Origin of the sequence: Burkholderia sp. SRS-W-2-2016, assembly GCF_001931485.1 — a bacterium.
Lineage (GTDB): Bacteria > Pseudomonadota > Gammaproteobacteria > Burkholderiales > Burkholderiaceae > Paraburkholderia.
Genome location: NZ_MSDV01000019.1, coordinates 382,252 through 402,090, shown reverse-complemented (window position 1 = coordinate 402,090; position 19,839 = coordinate 382,252). Strand labels below are relative to the sequence as shown.

The 19,839-nt window shown below is 63.1% G+C and carries 19 protein-coding genes; 7 read left to right on the top strand and 12 right to left on the bottom strand.

Annotation, left to right across the window (positions count from 1 at the left end; all coding sequences use genetic code 11):
• Nucleotides 1-47 precede the first annotated feature (47 nt).
• From BTH42_RS08200 to BTH42_RS08185, 4 genes are all read right to left on the bottom strand, one after another.
• Nucleotides 48-1,523, bottom strand: coding sequence for an MFS transporter (locus BTH42_RS08200; protein WP_075297703.1), 1,476 nt, complete (start codon nt 1,521-1,523; stop codon nt 48-50).
• A 235-nt stretch (nt 1,524-1,758) separates the two neighbouring features.
• Nucleotides 1,759-3,726 (bottom strand): aconitase family protein, encoded by a 1,968-nt coding sequence (locus BTH42_RS08195; RefSeq protein WP_075297701.1) that lies wholly within the window; start codon nt 3,724-3,726, stop codon nt 1,759-1,761.
• Nucleotides 3,727-3,825: 99 nt separating this feature from the next.
• Nucleotides 3,826-4,740 (bottom strand): LysR family transcriptional regulator, encoded by a 915-nt coding sequence (locus tag BTH42_RS08190; RefSeq protein ID WP_075297699.1) that lies wholly within the window; start codon nt 4,738-4,740, stop codon nt 3,826-3,828.
• An 87-nt stretch (nt 4,741-4,827) separates the two neighbouring features.
• The gene (locus BTH42_RS08185; RefSeq protein ID WP_256701878.1) at nt 4,828-5,601 is read right to left on the bottom strand and encodes a 2OG-Fe(II) oxygenase; all 774 of its coding nucleotides are present in this window, start codon (nt 5,599-5,601) and stop codon (nt 4,828-4,830) included.
• Nucleotides 5,602-5,817: 216 nt separating this feature from the next.
• Between BTH42_RS08185 and BTH42_RS08180 the strand changes: the two genes are divergently transcribed.
• The gene (locus tag BTH42_RS08180; RefSeq protein WP_075297697.1) at nt 5,818-6,474 is read left to right on the top strand and encodes a DsbA family oxidoreductase; all 657 of its coding nucleotides are present in this window, start codon (nt 5,818-5,820) and stop codon (nt 6,472-6,474) included.
• 85 nt (nt 6,475-6,559) lie between these two features.
• Nucleotides 6,560-7,042: a type II CAAX prenyl endopeptidase Rce1 family protein gene (locus BTH42_RS08175; protein WP_075297695.1), complete on the top strand. Its 483-nt coding sequence runs from the start codon at nt 6,560-6,562 to the stop codon at nt 7,040-7,042.
• Nucleotides 7,043-7,064: 22 nt separating this feature from the next.
• Here the strand turns inward: BTH42_RS08175 and BTH42_RS08170 are convergent, their stop codons facing one another.
• Nucleotides 7,065-8,462, bottom strand: a complete 1,398-nt coding sequence (locus BTH42_RS08170; protein WP_256701877.1) for an MFS transporter — start codon at nt 8,460-8,462, stop codon at nt 7,065-7,067.
• Between the two features lie 113 nt (nt 8,463-8,575).
• On the opposite strand from BTH42_RS08170, the gene BTH42_RS08165 reads away from it, so the two are divergent.
• Nucleotides 8,576-9,448 (top strand): LysR family transcriptional regulator, encoded by an 873-nt coding sequence (locus tag BTH42_RS08165; protein ID WP_075297691.1) that lies wholly within the window; start codon nt 8,576-8,578, stop codon nt 9,446-9,448.
• Between the two features lie 82 nt (nt 9,449-9,530).
• Here the strand turns inward: BTH42_RS08165 and BTH42_RS08160 are convergent, their stop codons facing one another.
• Nucleotides 9,531-9,851: a pyrimidine/purine nucleoside phosphorylase gene (locus BTH42_RS08160; protein ID WP_075297886.1), complete on the bottom strand. Its 321-nt coding sequence runs from the start codon at nt 9,849-9,851 to the stop codon at nt 9,531-9,533.
• 322 nt (nt 9,852-10,173) lie between these two features.
• Nucleotides 10,174-10,719, bottom strand: a complete 546-nt coding sequence (locus BTH42_RS08155; protein WP_075297689.1) for an N-acetyltransferase — start codon at nt 10,717-10,719, stop codon at nt 10,174-10,176.
• Between the two features lie 510 nt (nt 10,720-11,229).
• On the opposite strand from BTH42_RS08155, the gene BTH42_RS08150 reads away from it, so the two are divergent.
• Together BTH42_RS08150 and BTH42_RS08145 are read left to right on the top strand one after the other, a co-directional pair.
• A complete protein-coding gene (locus BTH42_RS08150) occupies nt 11,230-12,027 on the top strand; it encodes an MHYT domain-containing protein (protein WP_075297687.1) in 798 nt (265 codons plus the stop codon).
• 46 nt (nt 12,028-12,073) lie between these two features.
• Nucleotides 12,074-12,457, top strand: coding sequence for a BON domain-containing protein (locus tag BTH42_RS08145; RefSeq protein ID WP_075297685.1), 384 nt, complete (start codon nt 12,074-12,076; stop codon nt 12,455-12,457).
• A gap of 162 nt (nt 12,458-12,619) precedes the next feature.
• Here BTH42_RS08145 and BTH42_RS08140 read toward each other — a convergent pair whose 3' ends face one another.
• From BTH42_RS08140 to BTH42_RS08125, 4 genes are all read right to left on the bottom strand, one after another.
• Nucleotides 12,620-13,426 carry a hypothetical protein gene (locus tag BTH42_RS08140; RefSeq protein WP_075297683.1) on the bottom strand — a complete coding sequence of 269 codons (807 nt, stop codon included), beginning with the start codon at nt 13,424-13,426 and terminating at the stop codon, nt 12,620-12,622.
• Between the two features lie 538 nt (nt 13,427-13,964).
• Nucleotides 13,965-14,669, bottom strand: a complete 705-nt coding sequence (locus BTH42_RS08135) for an SDR family oxidoreductase (RefSeq protein WP_075297681.1) — start codon at nt 14,667-14,669, stop codon at nt 13,965-13,967.
• Between the two features lie 263 nt (nt 14,670-14,932).
• On the bottom strand, nt 14,933-15,292 hold the full coding sequence (locus tag BTH42_RS08130) for a protocatechuate 3,4-dioxygenase (RefSeq protein ID WP_075297679.1): 360 nt from the start codon (nt 15,290-15,292) through the stop codon (nt 14,933-14,935).
• On the bottom strand, nt 15,292-16,134 hold the full coding sequence (locus tag BTH42_RS08125; RefSeq protein ID WP_075297677.1) for a gallate dioxygenase: 843 nt from the start codon (nt 16,132-16,134) through the stop codon (nt 15,292-15,294). The genes BTH42_RS08130 and BTH42_RS08125 overlap by 1 nt, the downstream gene beginning before the upstream one ends.
• A 392-nt stretch (nt 16,135-16,526) precedes the next feature.
• Between BTH42_RS08125 and BTH42_RS08120 the strand changes: the two genes are divergently transcribed.
• A complete protein-coding gene (locus tag BTH42_RS08120) occupies nt 16,527-17,228 on the top strand; it encodes a GntR family transcriptional regulator (protein ID WP_075297675.1) in 702 nt (233 codons plus the stop codon).
• The gene (locus BTH42_RS08115) at nt 17,225-18,532 is read left to right on the top strand and encodes a LysR substrate-binding domain-containing protein (RefSeq protein WP_178392134.1); all 1,308 of its coding nucleotides are present in this window, start codon (nt 17,225-17,227) and stop codon (nt 18,530-18,532) included. Before BTH42_RS08120 ends, BTH42_RS08115 begins: the two co-directional genes overlap by 4 nt.
• A 56-nt stretch (nt 18,533-18,588) precedes the next feature.
• On the opposite strand, the gene BTH42_RS08110 is transcribed toward BTH42_RS08115, so the two are convergent.
• A complete protein-coding gene (locus BTH42_RS08110; protein ID WP_075297673.1) occupies nt 18,589-19,473 on the bottom strand; it encodes an NAD(P)-dependent oxidoreductase in 885 nt (294 codons plus the stop codon).
• Nucleotides 19,474-19,839: the final 366 nt, after the last annotated feature.

Genomic DNA, 19,839 nt, shown 5'->3' with positions numbered 1-19,839 from the left:
CCTACGTCAGGCAAGCAGACCCCGGTCGCCGTCACGCCCGCCGCTCGTTATTTGGAAATCCTCTCCAATTCGAGCCCTTTCGTGCGCGGCCCCATCAAGCCGATCGCCAGCATCACGATCATCATCGCGCCCGCGATAAACACGAACACGCCGGTCGTGCCGAAGTTGCGCAACACCGCGGCGATCATGAACGCGGTGAAAATCGCGGAAAAGCGGCTCCACGAATAGACGAAGCCCACTGCCCGCGCGCGGATGCTGGTCGGGAAAAGCTCGGTCTGATACGCATGGTAGCTGTACGAAATAATGTTGCCGGCCAGCGTCAGACATACGCCGAGACTCACCAGCAGCACCGCGCCCGACGCCTGGCTGAACCACAGCCCGCACACCACGTTCACACCGGCCATCACGACGATCACCGTCTTGCGTTCGAAGCGGTCGCCGATAAAGAGCCCGATGATCGGACCGATCGGCGCGGCCAATGCGATCACGCTCGAATACATCAGGCTCGTCGTGATCGTGATGCCCTGCTTGATCAGCAGCGTCGGCACCCAGTTCGCGAAGCCGTAAAAGCCGACCGTCTGGAAGATGTTGAAGATCGTCATCATCAGCGTGCGGCTGCGATACGGCGGCACCCACATGTCGCGGAAACTGCCGCGCGGCGCGACCGGTACCGGCGCCGCGGGCGGCGGCAATTCGCGGCCGTATTCGCGGCGCACTTTGGCTTCGAGCTCGCACATCACGCGATCGGCGTCGTCCAGCCGGCCCTGCTGCGCGAGCCAACGCGGGCTTTCCGGCAACGCGCGGCGAATCCACCACACGAACAGCGCGCCGTGCGCACCGATCAGCACGACCCAGCGCCAGCCGTCGAGACCGAACAGCGTGCGCGGCACGAGCAGATAAGAAAGAAACGCGACCACCGGCACCGCGGTGAAACCGACTGCCTGCTCGCACGCGAACGCGCGGCCGCGAATCTGTTTCGGTACCAGTTCGGAGATATATGTGCCGATCGTCACCAGCTCGACGCCGATCCCGACACCGGCGACAAAGCGCCAGAAATTAAGGCCCGTCGCGGTTTCCTGAAAGGCCATCACGACGTTCGCGGCGGTGTACCACAGCAACGAATACGTGAAGACCGCGCGGCGTCCGAAACGATCGGCGAGAAAGCCGCACGCAATCGTGCCGATAAAGAGGCCGCTGAACAGCGCGGCGATAAAGCTCGCGACACCGGTCGAGCCGAACAGACCATGCGTGGTCGCGGTCAGGATGCCGCTTTTCACGAGGCCCGGCGCGACATAGCCGGAGTACAGCAGATCGTAGAGTTCGAAGAAGAAGCCGAGGCTCAGCAGCACGACCAGCTTCCAGATCGAACGCGTCGCGGGCAAGCGGTCGAGGCGCGCGGAAATGCTGCCGGCGCCGAGTGCGGCGGCGTCGGTCATCGTGGCTGAGTGAGTGGACGCGCCGGTGGTGCGCGCCGCGTTGCCGCCGCTGCGCGCGACGGACGCCGCGTGATCTGGGGGTGCCATTGTGTTTGTCTCCTTTGTCGAAGCTGCCGATCGGAGCCGGTGCTTCAGCATGTCGATCGGGAGTTGGTGCTTTAGCACCTACTCCGGTCCCACGCAATCGCACTTACTCCGGTCTCATGCAACGCTGTCCCATGCAAAACAACATGGTTCGCCGCAGCCGGTTCTCTGCCGGCCTTGCGGCTCATCGCGCGTCGCACGCACTACGAAACTGCCCGGCCGGAATCCGGCCAGCATTCTAGCCGTGCGCGCGCTTCAATTGTTCGAAGGTGGTGATTTTTCCGGCCAGCGCGCTCGCCGCGACCGTGAACGGACTCGCGAGCCACACGTCGCCCGGCCCCGAACGGCCCGGGAAATTGCGGTTGATCGCGCTGATCGTCACGTCGTTGTCGTTGGCCGACTGACCCGGTCCGCAGTTCGCGCACGAGCCGCAACCCGGCATCACGAGCGTCACACCCGCGCGTTCGAACACCGGCAGATAGCCCTGCTGCTCGCAGTACTCGCGCACCGCCATCGTGCCGAATTGCAGATACAGACGCGTACCGTCCGGCACCCGGATACCGCGCTCGACACCCCAGCGCAGCACCTCGTGATAGAAATCGAAGTCCTCGCGTTTGCCCGCGGTGCACGAGCCGCCGTACGCGATATCGATCGCGACGTCCTCGTCGAGCCGCGGCGCCGGCACGCCGTTGCCGGGGTCACCCGGACGCGCGAGCATCGGTTCGATCTGCGTCGCGTCGATGCGAATGGTGTCGCGATAGCTCGCGCCCGCATCGCTTTTCATCCAGCTTTCAAGCGCGAAATCGATGCCGCGCCGCTCCTTCAGGAACGCGACCGTGCGCTCGTCCGGCTCGACGATGCCGGTAAAGCCGCCCAGTTCGGCGACCATGTTGGTCAGCGTCGCGCGCTCGTCGATCGACATCGCGCGCACCGCCGCGCCGCCGTACTCGAACACCAGCCCGATCGCGCCGCCCGAGCGGATCGCATCCATTTGCAGCAGATGCAGCACCACGTCCTTCGCGGTGACGCCATCGCGCAGATGGCCGTCGATCTCGATGCGCAGCGTCTCCGGCACCTTGCAACGCACGTAGCCGGTGACCCAGCTATTGGCGATTTCGGTCGCGCCCGCGCCGAACGCGAGGCAGCCGAGCGCGCCCGAATGCGGCGTATGCGAATCGGTCCCACACGCGACCTGACCCGGCAGCGCGTACTGCTCGGCCATCAGCGCGTGACAGATACCCTCGGAACCGGGCAGGCCGTCGAGCGCGCCGTGCGAGCGCACCGGATAGTCGCGCGAGAACGACGTGTGCCCTTCCATCAGATTCGCGACACCCGGCAGCAGGCCGTCGCGCACGTGCGGAATACTTTGCGGCGCGAGCACCAGATGATCCTGGAACGCGATGATGTGATCCGGCGCATGCAACGGCGCGGGCTTGCCGAACGCGCGATGCATCAGATGCGCGCACATGCCGGTGAAATAGTCGTGGCTGAAGCGCCAGTCGGCGGCGATAAACACGCCGTCGCCGCGCTCGGCGCTCGCGATACCGGGATGCAGATGACGGTCGATGATCTTCTCGACCAGCGTCTTCGGCGCGGTATTCGCTCCGGAATCTGCATCGGCATTCGTGTGCGCGGCGCGCTGCGTGCCCGGCGCGGGCCAGTCCGCGAAACGGCTATATGCGAGCAGACCGCCGCTGCGGATGATCTGCTGGGTGAGCGCGTCGCGGCCTTTGAGGAATTCGTCGATCGGTACGTCTTCGCCGGCCAGAAGGCGATCGAGCACCGAGAAATCGGTCGTGGTCAGAATGCCGATGTTGTCGCAATTCTGCTGATAGATACGCTCGAAGCTCTCCGCGACGATCAGCCGGATGCCCGCCGACAGTTCCGCGAGCGGACTCGATTCGCGCGACGAGCCCTTGCCGTAACGCTTGCCCGCCACCGTCACGCGAAAACCGCCGTCCTTCACCGCGTTGCGGCCGATCGGCATGCGCTCGCCGGCCTTGAAGCCGACGTACGGATACTGGCCGAGGCGTTCGTCGTAGGTCAGCATCACGGTCACGGGCGTGATCTCGTCCGTCGACACGTTATCGCGCAACGGCCCCGCGCTCTCACGCGTGAAATTCTGGCCGGCCAGTTGCGCTTCGATCACCGCCGGGTCTTGTGAAAGGTACAGCACGCGGCCGTCCAAACGAATCGTATCGCTCATCGATGCATTCTCCTTGCGCTCACTATACGGCGCGCAAGGTCGATGCCGAAGTGCCGGTGCAGCAACGCTGCCGTCTCGTTTCGCGAGGCCTCGGCCCGCTCAGGACTGCTTGCCGGGCAGATTGCCGAGAAACGCGACCAGCGCGGCGGCGCTCGCGCTCAACTGCTCGCGCGCGTTGAAGATCATGATCAGATGCCGCTCGGCCCACGCATCGCTCAACGAAAGCAGCCGCACGTCGAGCGTATTCACATAGAGCAGTCCGATCTGCTCGGGCACGACCGCGATGCCGAGTCCCGCATGCACCATCCGGCACAGCGCGTCGAGACTGCTCACGCGAATACGCACGTCGAGTTGCCGCCCCGCTGCCGCCGCCTGCTGCGTGAGCAGGCGCGTCAGCGCGCTTTCGCTGCGCAGGCCGACGAAGCTGTCGTTGAGCAGTTCGTCGAAACCGGCGCGCGTCGCGCCCGCGAGCCGGTGAGCGCCCGGCACCAGCACCGCGAGCCGGTCCTGCCGATACGGAATCTGCTCGAATGCCTCGCTGCCCGCGACCGGATTGCAGATACCGAAGTCCGCGCCGTGTTCGGTAACGAGCCGCAGTACGTCCGAGCTGTTTTCTTCTTCGAGTTCGATCGATACATCCGGATACACGCGGCCGAATGCGGCCACGTCCTCCGGCAGAAACTGCACGATCGACGACAGATTCGCGACCACCCGAACGCGCCCTTTGACGCCCGACGAAAAGCGCGACAACTCCGCGCTCATCTGCTCGATGTTGCCGAGGATCGCGAGCGCGTAACGCAGCACGGTTTCGCCGACCGGCGTCACGGTGATGCCGCGCGATTGCCGCTGGATCACCGGCAGCCCGATCAGCGCCTCGATCTCCGCGATACGCCGGCTCACCGCCGACGACGCGATGAACTCGCGCTCCGCCGCCCGCGCGATATTGCGCTCCTGGCAAACGGCGACGAACAGACGTAGCGACGTGAGATCGAGTTTCTTGAGCAGGTTTTCCATCGGAGGGAGCGCGCGCGCGGCGGAAATCGCTGGAATGAAGGGCTTAATCGTCTCACGGCGCGCGGCGTTGCGCCATCGCCATTGGCGTCACTGCGCGTCGTGGAAGATGATGCCCACCGTGTGCCGGTGACCGGAACGCAAACGGCTCACCCCGTGGCGCAGATTCACCCGATACGGGCCGCGCGTGCCCTGCACCGGCCGGCTGTTGACGGTGAAAACCACCGCGTCGCCCTTCGCGAGCGGTACGACTTCGGCGCGCGACTGCATGCGCGGACGCTGCTCGGTCATCACGAACTCGCCGCCGGTGAAGTCGCGGCCCGGCTCCGACAGCAGGATCGCGATCTGCAGCGGAAACACGTGCTCGCCGTAGAGGTCCTGATGCAGGCAGTTATAGTCGCCCTCGCCGTATTGCAGGATCAGCGGAGTCGGCCGCAATTGGCCCGCATCGTGGCAGCGGCGGATGAAATCTTCGTGATCCGGCGGATATCGCACGTCGATCGCCATCGCGCGATTCCAGCGGTTCGCGACCGGCACGAGATGCGGATAAAACGCGCCGCGCAATGTGCCGATCAGCGACGGCAGCGGATACGCAAAGTACTTGTATTCGCCTTGCCCGAAGCCGTGGCGCGCCATCACGATGCGGCTGCGGTACAGGTCGTCGCGTGAATAGAGGGCGGTCAGTGCGTCGCATTCGCTCGACGTCAGCAATTGCGGCACGGCCGAGCAGCCATACTGGTCGAGGTCGTGCTCGATCTGCCGCCAGTCGAGTGCGTCGACACGTTGGTCGATGGGCTGTTCGGTGCGTTGGCCGGTCTCCGGTGCGGGGGCGAGCGCGGCGGTTGCGCGGTGGTGTGAGATCATCGTCGGTTCGACGGGCGGCCGGGAGCGTCGCCTGTGCTTTCCATGGGTAACGTGTAAACAGACTCCAGTGTACGAGCACGGCAGCGCGGAAACACTCCGGGTCTTGCGCTCCAATTCGCGCGCTCTGCACGGGGCCACGATTCACGCTACGCTACCGCTATTCGTCGCGCCCGGATCAGCCGGGCGCGACGCATTTCAATTTCGTCAGGGACCGCCATGAAACAGCAGCTCACCATCGATTTCGTCTCCGACATCGCGTGCCCGTGGTGCGCGATCGGCCTGTCCTCGCTACAGCTCGCGCTCGCGCGGCTGCAGGATAGCGTCGATGCGCAGATCGCCGTGCATCCGTTCGAACTGAATCCGGAGATGGGACCCGAGGGCGAGGACATCGTCGAATATCTGGGCAAGAAATACGGCCGCACGCCCGAGCAGATCGCCGAAACGCAGGCGATGATCCGCGAACGCGGCGCGAGCGTCGGCTTCGATTTCGGTCCGCGCACGCGCACTTACAACACCTTCGATGCGCACCGCCTGCTGCATTGGGCCGGCCTCAAGGGTCCGCAATTGCCGCTGAAACTCGCGCTGCTGCGCGCGTATCACTCGGACGGCAAGGACCCGAGCAGGCACGACGTGCTGGTCGAGGCGGCGCAGTCGGTCGGTCTCGACGGCAATGAAGCGCGCGAGGTACTGACGAGCGGCCTGTATGGCGACGAGGTTCGCGAAGCCGAAAAGAACAATCAGGAAATGGGTTTGCAGTCGGTGCCGTCGATCATTTTCAACCGGCGCTTTCTGGTAACGGGCGGGCAGCCGGTCGAGCAATTCGTGCAGGCGATCGAACAGATCGTGGCTGAAGGGGCTGAAGGGGCTGAATAGGCGGCGTTAGTTTTATCGCCGCTTGCCGCTTGCCGCGAATGATCGCGTTTTGGCTGGATCGTGCCATTTGCCCACGGAGCCCCCCTTGCCCGCGCTTTCCGTTTTGACGAAACGAAGCTGGTCCGACGTGCCACGCCCGGCGTTGATCATCGGCGGCGCGGCCGTGATGTTTTTCGGGCAAATCGTGCTGGTCCTCGCCGAATACGCGTTATTGGGCGCGCCGCCCGCACACGACAAACCGCTCGCGCATCAATCGCTTCAGGTGCGTGTGCTGGTTATCGTCGTGGTGATGCCGTTCGTCGAAACGCTGATCGGGCAATGGTTGCCGATCCGGCTGATCAACCGTGTTTGCAGGTTGTCCTGGCGCGTTGCCGGGTTTGGATCGATTGCGTTGTTCACGCTGTTGCACGGCTACACCGATCGCGCGGTCGCGCCGATTCTATTGGGCGCGGTGGTGCTGGCAACGGTGTTCATCGTCGAAGCGAAACGCAATGGGCGGCCGGTGGTGACGACCTGGCTCACGCATGCGCTCGCGAATGCGTGCGTGTTGTTGTTGCAAAGTCTGTGAGCGGCGGCGTCGGCCAACGAGCCTAACTGCCGGAACCCAGGGCCTTGCAGTTCGCCTCATTGGTGACTTGCCTCTGCACCGCAATTCCATACAAACACATTACTGCGCCACACAACAGAGTCGTCGCCGCGATCGTCAGTGATAAATGCATGCCACGCAAAAATGCGTCAGGGCGGCTATCGCGCACCAGATACCCGAACACGGCCACCCCTAGCAGTCCGCCGATCTGTCTTGCGGAATTAAGGATTCCCGCCGCGATCCCCGAACGGGAGCTGTCCACTGACGACAGCGTCACATTCGTCATGGTCGGTACTATCACGGCAATGCCGCTTGCGGCGATCAGCATCGGGACAACCAGCTTCCAGTAAGAACCGTTGACACTGACCGGCAATAACAGCAGATAACCCAACGCGGCGATCAACATGCCGGCGATCATGAGCCGCTTCGCGCCCAGTCGTCCGAGCAAGCGGCTCGCCACGATATTTACGCCCATCAAAACAACCGTCATCGGCAGAAATGCGAACCCGGTTTGCTGGGCGGACAACTGCTGCTCCTGCTGGAAGAAAAGACTAAAAACAAAGATCAAACCGTAATAGGCAAAGTTGACAATGACGCCGGCCACGGTCGCGGTCGAAAAGGTCGCCGTCCGGAATAGCTGCAACGGCAACATCGGATCGGCGCTATACGACTCCAGCCATAGGAACAGCATCGTGAAAGCCATTGAGAGAAGCAGCCCGCCATATACCAGTGGATGATGCCAGCCAAGCTGGGCCGCTTCGGTAAGAGCTACGGTCAGACCGATCAACGCGAAAACAGCCGTCAGTTGTCCCGGAAAATCAATACCCCGGCCGCGCGTCGAGACAGCCGCTGCCGCATAGCGGATAGCGAGAACCACGCCTGCAACGCCGATCGGAAGATTGATCAGAAAAATGCTCCGCCAGCCGACCTGCGTGACGAGCAAGCCGCCCAGCACTGGCCCCGCCGCAAGCGCAATTCCCCCTAATGCGCCCCACCAGCCCACGGCACGATTCCTCTGTTCCGTATCCGGAAACGCCTGGCGCAACATTGCCAGCGAGTTCGGCACCAGCAGTGCCGCGCCAATGCCCTGGATAACCCGTGCGGCCACCAGCCACGACAAGGTGTTGGCCAACCCGCACGCAATCGATGCCAGCGTGAAGACCACGAAGCCGATAGCGAAAATGCGCTTCGCTCCGAAGCGGTCGCCCAACGTCCCGGTCGTAAGCAGTAGCGATGCGAAGGCCAGCGTGTAGGCGTTGATCACCCATTGAAGGCCCGAGATATCCGTGGCGAAGCGGTATCGCAATGCGTCGAGCGCGACGTTGACCGCGCTGACATCAAGCAGAACGACAACGAATCCCAATCCTGCCGCAACCAGAGTGCCGCGTTGCTCGCGGCTCATGGAAGTACTCATCCGGAAACGCCCTCTCGATTGAAGTAGCCTCCGATATTAGGCGTAACATCTTTGTGCGAATATTCCGTATAACCGCAACCCCACCTTGAGAAAACGCACAGATGTTCGATTGGGAGAATGCCCGCCATTTTCTGGCTGTAGCCCGGATCGGCACGCTATCAGGCGCGGCGCGCAGCTTGAGCGTCGATCACGCGACGGTAAGCCGGCGGTTGAGCGCGTTCGAGGAGGAGATCGACGCCCGGCTGATCGAACGCCTTCCGCGAGCCTGCAAACTCACGCCCGTTGGCCAGCGCGTGTTCGAACTGGCCCAGGGAATGGAAGAAAATGCCTACGCGGTCGAACGGTTTCTGGATGCCAGCCGTTCCCCACTGAGCGGCAAGGTCGCGCTGAGTGCGCCGCCGGTGATGGTCGCCAATTTTCTGGGAAAGCATCTGGCCGAGTTCCGCCGCGCCCACCCCGGCATACAGTTGTCCGTTTCAGGAGAGGCACGTCAGGTGTCCCTCAGCCGGCGCGAGGCCGATATCGTGCTGAGGCTGGTTCGGCCCGAAGAAGCAACGAGCGTGGTGCGCAAACTCGGCCGCATGCCGTTCGACTTCTATGCGAGCCGCGATTATCCCCATCTGCACAATCCGTCCGCATGGGAATTCATCACCTACGACTACCGATTTGCGGAGATACCTCAGCAAAAGTGGTTGTTGAGCGCGGTAAAAGGAAGATCCATCGCTTGCGAAATTAACGATATCAACGGACATCTCGCGGCAGCCCTGGCAGGCGCCGGCGTGGCGGGTCTTCCCTGTTTTCTCGGCGATAGCGACGTAAAGCTACAGCGTGTCGCCTGCGACAGCGCGCCGTTTTCGCGAGATATCTGGATCGCGGTTCATCGTGACCTGCGCCGTTCGCCTCAGGTCAGAGCGGTGATGGATTTCCTGCTGACTATCGTTACGGAAAATCCGGCGTTTTCGAAAGACCGGTGAAGCCTGCAATAGCGAGGCAAATAGAATCGAAAGGCACGTGCCGGCGGCATCGACACCACCGCACGTGCTCTATTTCAGACGCTTACAGATAGCTGCAAACGTAGTCCAGCGTTTCGACCACTTCGATATCGAAGCGGCTCTTGCCCGGCACCGAGAACGACTCGCCCGCGCCGTAGGTTTTCCATTCGTCGCTGCCGTCGAGGCGGATGCGGCACTGGCCTGCCTGCACTTCCATCAGTTCCGGCGCGTCGGTGCCGAAGTTGAGCGTGGCCGGCAGGATCACGCCGAGCGTCTTGCGCGTGCCGTCGGCGAACAGCACGGTGTGCGACACGCACTTGCCGTCGAAGTACACATTGGCTCGTTTGACAACGGAAACCTGGTCGAATTGCGTTGCAGCCGTCATGGCGGTCTTCCTCTGGGTCATCGTGAATGGATCGTTGCGTCCGGGCGACGCGGCTTTGGCGCGGGGCCGGTCCGGATGCGAGCCCGCCATCATACAGGCTCTCAGGATGGCTATCGCGGGTTTGCCCGTGCTGGCCGGAATTCTTCCAGCGCAGCGACGACAGCTTCATGGGGTACAGTCTTCCCACCGTTCGCTCGCTCCGATTCACTCACCCCATGCGCTCCGCCCTCCCGCCTCCCGCCGCGGTATTCCTGCTAATCGACCTGCAACGCGCGATCGATCATCCGAGCACGCTCGCCAGCCCGCACCCGCACCGCCCTCGCTATCGAACCGCAGCGGCCCCATCAGTCAGCTTCAACCTGAACCCAAACACCGTCATCTCCTGCTGCAGAAAGTCCAGCTCCTCCGAGCGCACGAAACCCAGCCGTTCATACATCGCCCACGCCTCCGGCATCGCTTTGGTCGTATGCAAAATGACCTCCGCGTGCGCGCCTTGACGGGCCAGTTCGATGCAGGCGAGCGTCAGCGCCTTACCCACTCCTTTGCCCCGGCACTCGGGATCGACGCCGAGCAGGCGAATACCGGATGCATTCTTCAGCGTGGTCGCCGTCCCGCCCGAGCCGTAGTGCGCCATATCGGCAAAGTAGACGACACCGCCAACCACTTCACCTTCTCCCGAAAGCGCGACCAGCACCCGCGCCCCCGGCTTGTCGGCAAAGCGGGCGATATTAGCCAGCAGATCGTAATAGGCCGGCTGCTCCCCGGGTTTCGGAAACCCGGGCAACGCGGCGTACACCTTGACCAATAATTGACCGAGTCTGGCCAACTCGGCGGCATCGCCGTCGCGAATAGAGAGATTCGAATGCATGGAAGTCCTTCGGCGGTTAACCGCAATTACATCGGGGAGCTTGAGCCCTGGCTCGACGAAAAACGAAGAGAAGCGTCATCGTATCCGAATCGCAATAGACCAGAAGAATTCTTTTAAGCAACGACTAACATCTTTCCGCATGTTTTCGAATGCATGCGGCATTACTCTAAAAAAAGCCTTTTTAATGCCTGAATTCGTCAATTAACATTCGACCGGGCTGTATTACACTCGACAGTACTTTTTTCGCGAACCAGTTAGCGGCTACGATGCGGCACGACACGGCGTCCGAAGCGCCCCGGGGACGGGCTTTCGTCGCGCGCCTTACTGCCGAGCCGTCGCCGCGAGCCCGGACTTTCATTACAGTTCGGCGCGAGAAAAACAGCACGTGGTCAACCCCCACCCGCATAGGCCAATGCGGTATGCAGGACCGGATTTCCGATAAGCGTGGTTAGCAGCGGAAAGCCGTGCGGCTGAAAATAATCACTAAACAAGCGCTCAAAGCCATCGACTATGCAAAGTACCTATAACCTGTGGTTGGTCGCGGTCTCTCTGCTGATTGCGACTCTCGCCTCCTACACCGCACTCGATCTCGCCGACCGGATCTCCCTGCTCGCTTATGCGCGAACGCGCCAGCTCTGGCTTGCCGGCGGCGCATTGGCGATGGGCGTCGGCATCTGGTCGATGCACTTCATCGGCATGCTGTCGTTCTCGCTGAACATTCCCATCGGCTACGATCTGCGCATCACGCTCTACTCGCTGCTCATTGCAATATGGGTATCGTGGTTCGCGTTGCAGATCGTCACGCGCAAACGCCTCGGCGTCCTTCGGCTGTTCGCCGGCGGCGTGCTGATGGGTCTGGGCATCGCCAGCATGCATTACGTCGGCATGGCCGCGATGCTGATGACGCCCGCGATTCACTACGACCGGGCGCTGCTGGCCGCATCGATCGTGATCGCGATTGCCGCGTCGACCGCCGCGCTGTGGAGCGCCTACACGCTGCGCATGCGGACCGCGGAGCGCAAGTACGTGACGCCCAAACGCATCGCCACCGCGCTGATCATGGGCGTCGCGATCAGCGGCATGCACTACACTGGCATGGCTGCGGCGAATTTCCCGGCCGACTCGATCTGCGGCGCGGCCGGCGGCATCCGGCCCGAGTGGCTGGCGGCGGTGGTGATTCCGGCGGCGATCGTGATTCTGGTGGTAACCCTCGCGGTGTTCCATCTCGACGCGCGCGCCAAGTTTCTCGCCGATTCGGTCGCCCGGCTCGACGATCACGTCGAGCGCATGCGCGGCATGACGCGCTGACGTCGGCGTCCGCTCGCAGCGTCCAACAACCGCTACAGGAGGTCAGGTGAGAATACACGGCGCGAGAATCATCGCTGCGATTGCCGCAGCCGCCATCGCAATGGGCGCGGCAGGCTATGCGAATGCGCAACCCAGTGGCGGCCCGCCGCCCGATGCGAGCGCGGCGAATCCAGCGGTCGCGACATCTTCGTTTCGAAACCGCTCCGATGCCGAACTCGTGCGCGAAGTACGCCGCGCGCTCAACCGCACGCCGAATCTGCCGGCGAGCGGCATTCACGTACAGTCGCACCAGGCCACTGTGACCTTGACCGGCTGGGTACCGCATCGCTCGCAGGTACAACGCGCGACCAATGCCGCCCGTTCGGTGCGCGGCGTCAGACGCGTACACAACCGCTTGAACGTGCGCACGCGCGGCGGCAGTGGCCATTAAAAAAGCGCGCTAACGCGCCGCCATTCTTCTCAACCGGAAACGGTTCATGCAAAGTACTCAGCCCGGTGCAGTCGTACCGGGCTGAGTACTTTTATCGATCAATAAATCGGCGGGGCTTCATTACGGCGGCCGCTATTTAATGCGCGGCGACCGCCCGGCAGTTCAACGCCATACGCGATAACCGACGACCGGCGCCCGGTATGCATACATATGCGGCTGCGCCCAATAAACCGGCGGCCGGTAAACCTGATACGCGACCGGCGCCACCGGCTGCATCACCGTTTCGACCACCGGCATTTCATCGTATTGCGCCTGCGGCGGGTAAACCGGCACGTACTGCACCGGCGGCGGCGCATAGTCCTGGCGCACGTACATCGGCTGATTGTCCGCGTACATCGGCTGCATCTGCGGTTGCATTTGCGGCTGCATCTGCGCGTAAGCCGGCGCCTGCTGATATTGCATCGGCATGGCCGGCTGCGCGTATTGCGGCTGCTGGTAAGCCTGCTGATAGCGCTGTTGCGGCGGTTGCTGCACGGGCTGTTGCGGTACCTGGCGCTGCGCGTACTGGCGCGGCTGCGGCGGAATACTCGTGTATTTCGAGTTGTCGTCTTCCGGCACGCCGGCCGGCAGCGGCGGCACGTCCACCCGCGCGACGTCGGTTTTCGCGGGTTGCCGCTGACCGTGATTACGCGAGTCGATCATCGCCTGATAATCGGCCTGATCCTGTTTGCCGCGATTCAGATAACCATTGCGATACGCGCGCGCCACATCCGACATCTTCGCTTTCGGATCTTCCTTCATGCCGTCGGCGTTGACCTGGTATTCGTTTGCACCGAGCGAGCCGGCCGGCACCTCGTCTTCGGACGCATAAGCGGCTTCGGGTCCGTCGGCCCATGCCGGATACGCCTGGAGCGTCAGCGCCGAGGCGACTGTCGCCACCCCGATCCCCAAGAACGTTTTTGTTCTCATGATCCACCTCGCGGCCGAATTAAGAGTTGTGAAAGCCGAAAAATTTACTTGCCCCGTGCGGCTAATTCTCGTGCGCGTGCAATGGTTATTTCTAGCACATTCCTCAGACACCAGCATTATTTTTTCTTTTTAAAAGAGCGGTGTAGCGCACGGCTGACAGTGCCGTGCCGAACCCGCGCCCGGACAAACCCTGAGAGTCGAATTTGCCGGTCTCGCGCTTGCGGCCCGGCCGGTCCGAGGGCGGCTGAACGCGGATTCGTTTGGCGCCGGACGGCACGCTGCGCAAGCGGCCTTCGCGAGCGCCGGGTTTGCATCGCGCCGACCGGCAACTCGGGTTTCCCTATTGCGCAACCGCCCGTTCTCTGCTCATGCGAAAGCACGGCGACTCGCACGAATGGCGGTACCAACGCGAGGCCGTTAAGTTTCGAAAGTTTTATTTCAATTCGACGACATCCACTCCGCAGTGGAAAGCGCTTATTCAAACCGAATAGCGGAACGCCCCGATTCCGCTGGACGCGAGAGCGGCATCTCCCCGCACTCACAGCGCCCGCACAATCCCGCCGTCGACCCGAATGTTCTGCCCGGTGATATAGCCGGCCCCGTCCGACAACAGAAACGCGACCGTTCTGGCGATCTCCTGCGTCTTGCCGAAACGCCCGACCGGAATACGCGCGACGATCTCCGGCGTTTCCGGCCAGCTATCGATAAAGCCCGGCAGCACCGAATTGATCCGGATGTTGTCCTTCGCGTAGCGGTCCGCATACAGCCGCGTAAAAGAACTCAACGCGGCGCGCAGTGCCGACGACACCGGCATCGTCTGCTCCGGCGCATCGGCCGCGAAACTCGAAATGTTCACCACCGCGCCGCCGCCCTGTGCAAGAAACGCGGGCGTCACGCGACGCAACACGCGCGCGACGTTCAGCACGATCAGGTCGAGCCCGGCGTGCCACTGTTCGTCGTCGAGCGCGAGCAGATCGCCCTTCGGCGGATGGCCGGTGTTATTGACGACCGCGTCGATGCGGCCGAATTTGTGCAACGTATCCTGCACGAAGCGGTCGATATCGGCCGGCTCGGTCACCGAACCGGTGACGCCGAAACCGCCGAGTTCGGCGGCGAGTTGCGCGGCACTGCCGGACGGCGACATCAGCGCGAGCCGGTAGCCATTGGCCGCCAGTTCCCGCGCGATCGCCGCGCCCATGCCCTTGCCCGCGGCGGTGACGAGTGCGACTTTCTCTGCTGCCATGATGCGTTCTCCTGCGGTTGACCCGCCGCGCCGGGATGGCGCGTGGCCGGGGAATCACGTTGCAGACTGTATGGCGTTGCGCCGCGCTTGTCGAATCGACACTGCAATTGCCGCTGCAATTCCCTCTCAATTCCCGCTCAATTGCCGTTCTCCAGACGAAAAAAAGCCGGGCTAGCTCTAGCCCGGCTTTTGCCTGGTGTTGCGAAACAACTTGCGGAACGACGCTTGCCGGACCGACCGGCAGGCATCACCGCTTGCAATGCTTACACAGCGTCCGGCACCTTACGCGTCTTCAGAAACGCTTCGAGCGTTTCGCCGCGCATGCTCGCGTACACGCCGAGATTGGTGATCTTCACGACCCGCGCAAACTTCTCCAACACGAAGAAACACACGCCATAACGAATCATGCCGATCCAGTCGGTGTTATCGACCAGCGCGCGTTCCTCGGCCGTCAGGCCGGCCGCGTCATAAGCGGCGGTGCGGTTTTTGAGCCACAGCGCGCGTGCCGACGCTTCGCGCATCTGCCAGAAAAAGCGGTTCATACGCATCGCCTTCATGCTCTGGCGAATATCGAACGGATAAGTACCCGTCAGTTCTTCGATGCCAACCAGTTGCGGATTCATCAAGCGACCTCTTCTTCGTAAAGCGTCACGGCCATCGCGGTGCTGGTCGCGAGATAGTAATTGCGGTGCAGTTCGCGCACCTTGCCGCCGAGCGCGCCGCGCATCGCCAGCCACATGATCGTTTCGACGCTTTCCGCGCCGCCGAGACGCACGTAGTCGACGTGCTTCATCGCGGCCAGACGTTCAGGATCATTGACGATCAGGTCGAGGAACTCCATGTCCCAGTCGGTGTTATTGAAGCCGCTGCGCTCGCCGTGCACCTGGTGCGACAGCCCGCCCGTGCCGACCACCACGACCTTCAGGTCCTGCTCGAACGATTCGATCGCGCGACGCAGCGCCTGGCCGAGCCGGTAGCAGCGGTTCGCGGTAGGCAGCGGATATTGCAGCACGTTCACTTCGAGCGGCACCAGCGACATCGGCCAGCCGCCTTCATGCGGCAGCATCAGCGACAGCGGCGAATTACAGCCGTGATCGAGCGGTCGATCCTGGAACACGGTCAGGTCGAATTCGTCGGCGACCAGTTGCTCGACGATATGAATCGCCAGATCCGGATGGCCGGCGATATCCGGCAGCGGACGCTTGCCCGCGCCTTCGTCGGCGAATTCGTGATTGGCCGACACGCCGAGCGCGAAAGTCGGATAGCAGTCGAAGAAGAAGCTGTTCGCGTGGTCGTTGTAGAACATCACCATCACGTCGGGCTTGTGCTCGTCGAGCCACTTCGCGACCGGCTCATAGCCCTTGAACAGCGGCGCCCAAGCCGGCTCGTTCTGCTTGCCCTTGTCGTACGCCAACCCGATCGTGGGTACGTGGGAGGTGCCGATACCACCAATGATCCTTGCCATATTTCGCTCTCTTTCGTCACTTCGTGCTGCTTGCCAATCGGATAGGTCGGCGGCTTCGCGGCGCGAGCCGGCGCAACCGTGTTGGGATACAAAGATAGGAATTGTGCCTCGATACCGGTAGTCCGGGTAAACCTCAGCGAACGCCCGGTTAATCGGTGAAAACCCCGCAAACGGGCGCTTCACGACACCGGCGATGGCGCCGCGAGCCCCGCTCCGCATGGCCCGCTCGGTATCCCAAGCCCACCCGGCGGGCTTCTTGCGGGACCCGCCGGCGGCGCTCCTCGATAAATAAAATAGATGGCCCGGAAAACAACTCGCAACGCGGTTTTTTAGTCTTGGTGCAGCGTTGCGCACGTGGCTATACTTCGGTGCTTCCGAAGAGTGATACCACAATGAACGAGACGACCCAGCAGGCGATTGTCCAGTCCTTACGCGAAAGAATTCTTGCGGGCGAACTGTCGCCCGGTCAGCGGCTCGTCGAAGCGCAACTCGCGCAATGGCTCGGCGTGTCGCGCACGCCGCTGCGTTATGCGCTGAGCGTGCTGTCGTCGGAAGGACTGCTCGACCGCTCGGGCTCGCGCGGTTACGTGGTGCGCCGCTTCAGCGTGCGCGACGTGCTCAATGCAATCGACGTGCGCGGCGTACTCGAAGGACTGGCCGCCCGCTCGGTGGCCGAACGCGGCGTGAGCCCGGCGCTCGCGGCCGCGCTCGACGACTGTCTGCGCGAAGGCGACGAGATCTTCGCGCAAAAGCAGTTAAGCCCTGGCGACGACGTGCGCTACGCGCAGATGAACGGCCGCTTCCACGCGCTGATCGTCGACGCCGCGCAGAATGCGGCAGTGAGCGCCGCGCTCAGTCTGAACGACAAGGTGCCGTTCGTCTCGCCGTTCACGATCGCATTCGACGAAGCCGCGCGCGAGCGTCAATTCATGATGCTCGGTTACGCGCATCGCCAGCATCATGCGATCGTCGATGCGCTGAAAAAAGGCGAAGGCGCGCGCGTCGATGCATTGATGAAGGAACACACGCATATCTCGAAGGAAAGCCTGAATCTGTCGCTGCCGTCGTTGCATCTGATCGCGGACGCCGCATGACAGACGAGATCATTTCGACCGAAAGCGGTCAGCCGCCCGCCAAGGCGCCGCTGTCGATCACCAGCAAAGACCTGCTCAATCTCGCGCATCTGCGCGCGTTCCGGCTCGTCGCCGACATGGGCAGCGCGACGCGCGCGGCCGCCGCGCTGTTTCGCGCGCAATCGGCGGTCACGCGTTCGGTGCAGGAACTCGAACTCGCGCTCGGCGAGCCGCTGTTCGATCGCGGTCCATCGGGGATGCTGCCGACGCCGGTCGGCCGCGCGGTGCTGCATCGCTGCGAGCGCATCTTCGCGGAACTCGAAGAACTCGCGCAGTGGTGCGCGGCTCGGCAGACGCGGCGCCGTCCCGTTGCCGAAGGCACGCTGCCCGCCTATCTGCTGAACACGCGACGCCTGCAACTGTTCGCCGCGCTCGCGCGGCACCGGCATATGCCGAGCGCGGCGAAAACCTTCGGCATCAGCCAGCCGGCGGTCAGCACCGCGATTCGCGTGCTCGAAAGCGGCTCGGGTTTGAGCCTGTTTCATCGCAGCCCGCGCGGCATTCTGCTGACCGCCGAGGGCGAAACCTTTCTGCTGCACGTGCGCCGCGCGCTGAACGAACTGCGTCACGTGCCCGACGATATCGCCGCGCTGCACGGCAAGATTCAGGGCTCGGTGACGGTCGGCGCATTGCCGCTCGGCCGCACGCTGATCCTGCCGAAAGCGATTGCGCGGATGACCTCCGAGAACCCCGGCGTGCGCGTGGTCACCGACGAAAGCTCGTACGAAACGCTGGTCGCCGGTTTGCGCGCGGGCGACATCGACTTCATTCTCGGCGCGCTGCGCGACAACGATGCGACGAGCGGCCTGAAGAACGAGCGGCTGATGTCGGAAGACATGGTGGTGCTGGTGCGTCGCGATCATCCGCTCACGCAGATTGCCGATCTGACCGTCATGGGACTGCGCGACGCGCAATGGATTTTGCCGCGCAGTCATGCGCCGGCACGCGCGCTGTTCGAAGCGCAATTCAAGCGGCTGAAGGTCAAGCCGCCGCTGCCGACCGTCGAGACCGCCGACCTCGCGGTGATTCGCGGGCTGCTGCTCGGCACCGATATGGCCGCCGCGCTGTCCGCGCAGCAACTGCACCACGAAATCCGCTCCGGCCAACTGGTGGTGCTCAACGTGCCGCTGCACAACACCCGGCGCGATATCGGCCTGACGATGCGTGCGGCCGGCACACCGTCCCCGGCCGCGCGCGCGTTGATCGATGCGATCCGGTTGTCGGTCGTCGATGTGACGCGCACGGTCAGCATCGGTGCGGGCTAGCCGCTGATGTTAATCAGTTCGCTTAACTATTTCTGTTTGTCCGGTCGCGGCAGTGGTTACGGCTGCGGCTTCGGCAGGCTGTCGAAAAACGACTGCCAGTCGAACGGCGTGGCCAGCGTGCCGTAATCGATACCGCCCGCCTCCATCGCATCGACGACGCTGTCCTGCAAGCGCGCGCACGCGTCGCTCATGAACGGCGTGACGCCCGCTTCGCGCAGCGTCTGCGATACCTCGCGCATTTCCGCCGCGCGCCGGCGGCCATGCTCGGCGACGCGGCTGACCAGATAGCCGGGCACGCCCGCATCGCCGCGCATCTTGCCGAAGGTTTCCGCCAGCGATTCGAGCACGATCGATTCCGCATCGTAGTGCCGCGCGGCGCGCAGACATTCGACGGTCAATGCTTCGATGCCCTTGATCATCACGCTGCGGCACATCTTCGCCGCCGACGCGACGCCGATCTTTTCCGACACCGCGCGCGAGTTGAAGCCGAGCGCATTCAACCGCGGCGCGAGGTGCGCGGCACTCGCGCCGCCGAGCAGCATCGGCACCGCGAGACCGTATGGCGGCACCGGCGCCATCACCGCTGCTTCGACGTACTGAGCACCGGCCGCTTCGATGCATGCCTGCGCGTGCTGCTTGGTGGCAGGCGAAACCGAATTGATGTCGAGATAGATCTGCTGCGGCTGCAGGTGGCGCGCGGCGGCCTGCGCGACTTCGAAATCGGCATCGGCGGGCACCGCGGAGATCACGAGCTGTGCGTGCTCGAGCGCGCTTTGCAACGTGTCGGCGACCCGCACGCCTGCCGCGTTCGCCTTCTCGCGCAACACGTCGCGTCGCAGATCGAACATCGCGACCTGCACGCGCTGCGCGGCGAGTCCCGCGCCGAGGAGGCCGCCGGCTTCGCCGAAACCGATCAACGCAATCCGCGTGAGTTCGCTCATTGCTGTGCCTCGTGTGTCGATGAACCGGGGGTGGTCGTGTGTGGCATCGTGTTGTCTCCGGGTTGCACTGCGCTGCGTTGCTTTGTAAAGGCTCGCCGCGCTTATTGTAAAAGCGGAACTCGCGCACGCGGCAATGGAAAGGCTTTGTAAAGCTATCGGATCTGCTTATCGGTCGCGCGGCGTTTCTCTTGTCGTTGCCCGTTGCGCGATCTCTCGCTTCGTCATCAATCTGCGAAGATCCGCAAAAACATGCCAGCTTCAATCTGAATCGCATGCACGAACGCAATAGCGGATCGCAGTTAAATAATGCGTAGCGGTATCACGCGAAGCGGCAATTCTTCGACAATAAGAAGCGCGCGAGCGAGA

Bases quoted from the DNA above. Each gene is read 5' to 3' on its own strand.
- BTH42_RS08140 (WP_075297683.1), bottom strand. From the start codon at position 13,426: ATGAGAACAAAAACGTTCTTGGGGATCGGGGTGGCGACAGTCGCCTCG.
- BTH42_RS08200 (WP_075297703.1), bottom strand. From the start codon at position 1,523: ATGGCACCCCCAGATCACGCGGCGTCCGTCGCGCGCAGCGGCGGCAAC.
- BTH42_RS08130 (WP_075297679.1), bottom strand. From the start codon at position 15,292: ATGAATCCGCAACTGGTTGGCATCGAAGAACTGACGGGTACTTATCCG.
- BTH42_RS08115 (WP_178392134.1), top strand. From the start codon at position 17,225: ATGACAGACGAGATCATTTCGACCGAAAGCGGTCAGCCGCCCGCCAAG.
- BTH42_RS08180 (WP_075297697.1), top strand. From the start codon at position 5,818: ATGAAACAGCAGCTCACCATCGATTTCGTCTCCGACATCGCGTGCCCG.
- BTH42_RS08185 (WP_256701878.1), bottom strand. From the start codon at position 5,601: ATGATCTCACACCACCGCGCAACCGCCGCGCTCGCCCCCGCACCGGAG.
- BTH42_RS08120 (WP_075297675.1), top strand. From the start codon at position 16,527: ATGAACGAGACGACCCAGCAGGCGATTGTCCAGTCCTTACGCGAAAGA.
- BTH42_RS08110 (WP_075297673.1), bottom strand. From the start codon at position 19,473: ATGAGCGAACTCACGCGGATTGCGTTGATCGGTTTCGGCGAAGCCGGC.
- BTH42_RS08165 (WP_075297691.1), top strand. From the start codon at position 8,576: ATGTTCGATTGGGAGAATGCCCGCCATTTTCTGGCTGTAGCCCGGATC.
- BTH42_RS08190 (WP_075297699.1), bottom strand. From the start codon at position 4,740: ATGGAAAACCTGCTCAAGAAACTCGATCTCACGTCGCTACGTCTGTTC.
- BTH42_RS08160 (WP_075297886.1), bottom strand. From the start codon at position 9,851: ATGACGGCTGCAACGCAATTCGACCAGGTTTCCGTTGTCAAACGAGCC.
- BTH42_RS08135 (WP_075297681.1), bottom strand. From the start codon at position 14,669: ATGGCAGCAGAGAAAGTCGCACTCGTCACCGCCGCGGGCAAGGGCATG.
- BTH42_RS08195 (WP_075297701.1), bottom strand. From the start codon at position 3,726: ATGAGCGATACGATTCGTTTGGACGGCCGCGTGCTGTACCTTTCACAA.
- BTH42_RS08150 (WP_075297687.1), top strand. From the start codon at position 11,230: ATGCAAAGTACCTATAACCTGTGGTTGGTCGCGGTCTCTCTGCTGATT.
- BTH42_RS08125 (WP_075297677.1), bottom strand. From the start codon at position 16,134: ATGGCAAGGATCATTGGTGGTATCGGCACCTCCCACGTACCCACGATC.
- BTH42_RS08155 (WP_075297689.1), bottom strand. From the start codon at position 10,719: ATGCATTCGAATCTCTCTATTCGCGACGGCGATGCCGCCGAGTTGGCC.
- BTH42_RS08170 (WP_256701877.1), bottom strand. From the start codon at position 8,462: ATGAGCCGCGAGCAACGCGGCACTCTGGTTGCGGCAGGATTGGGATTC.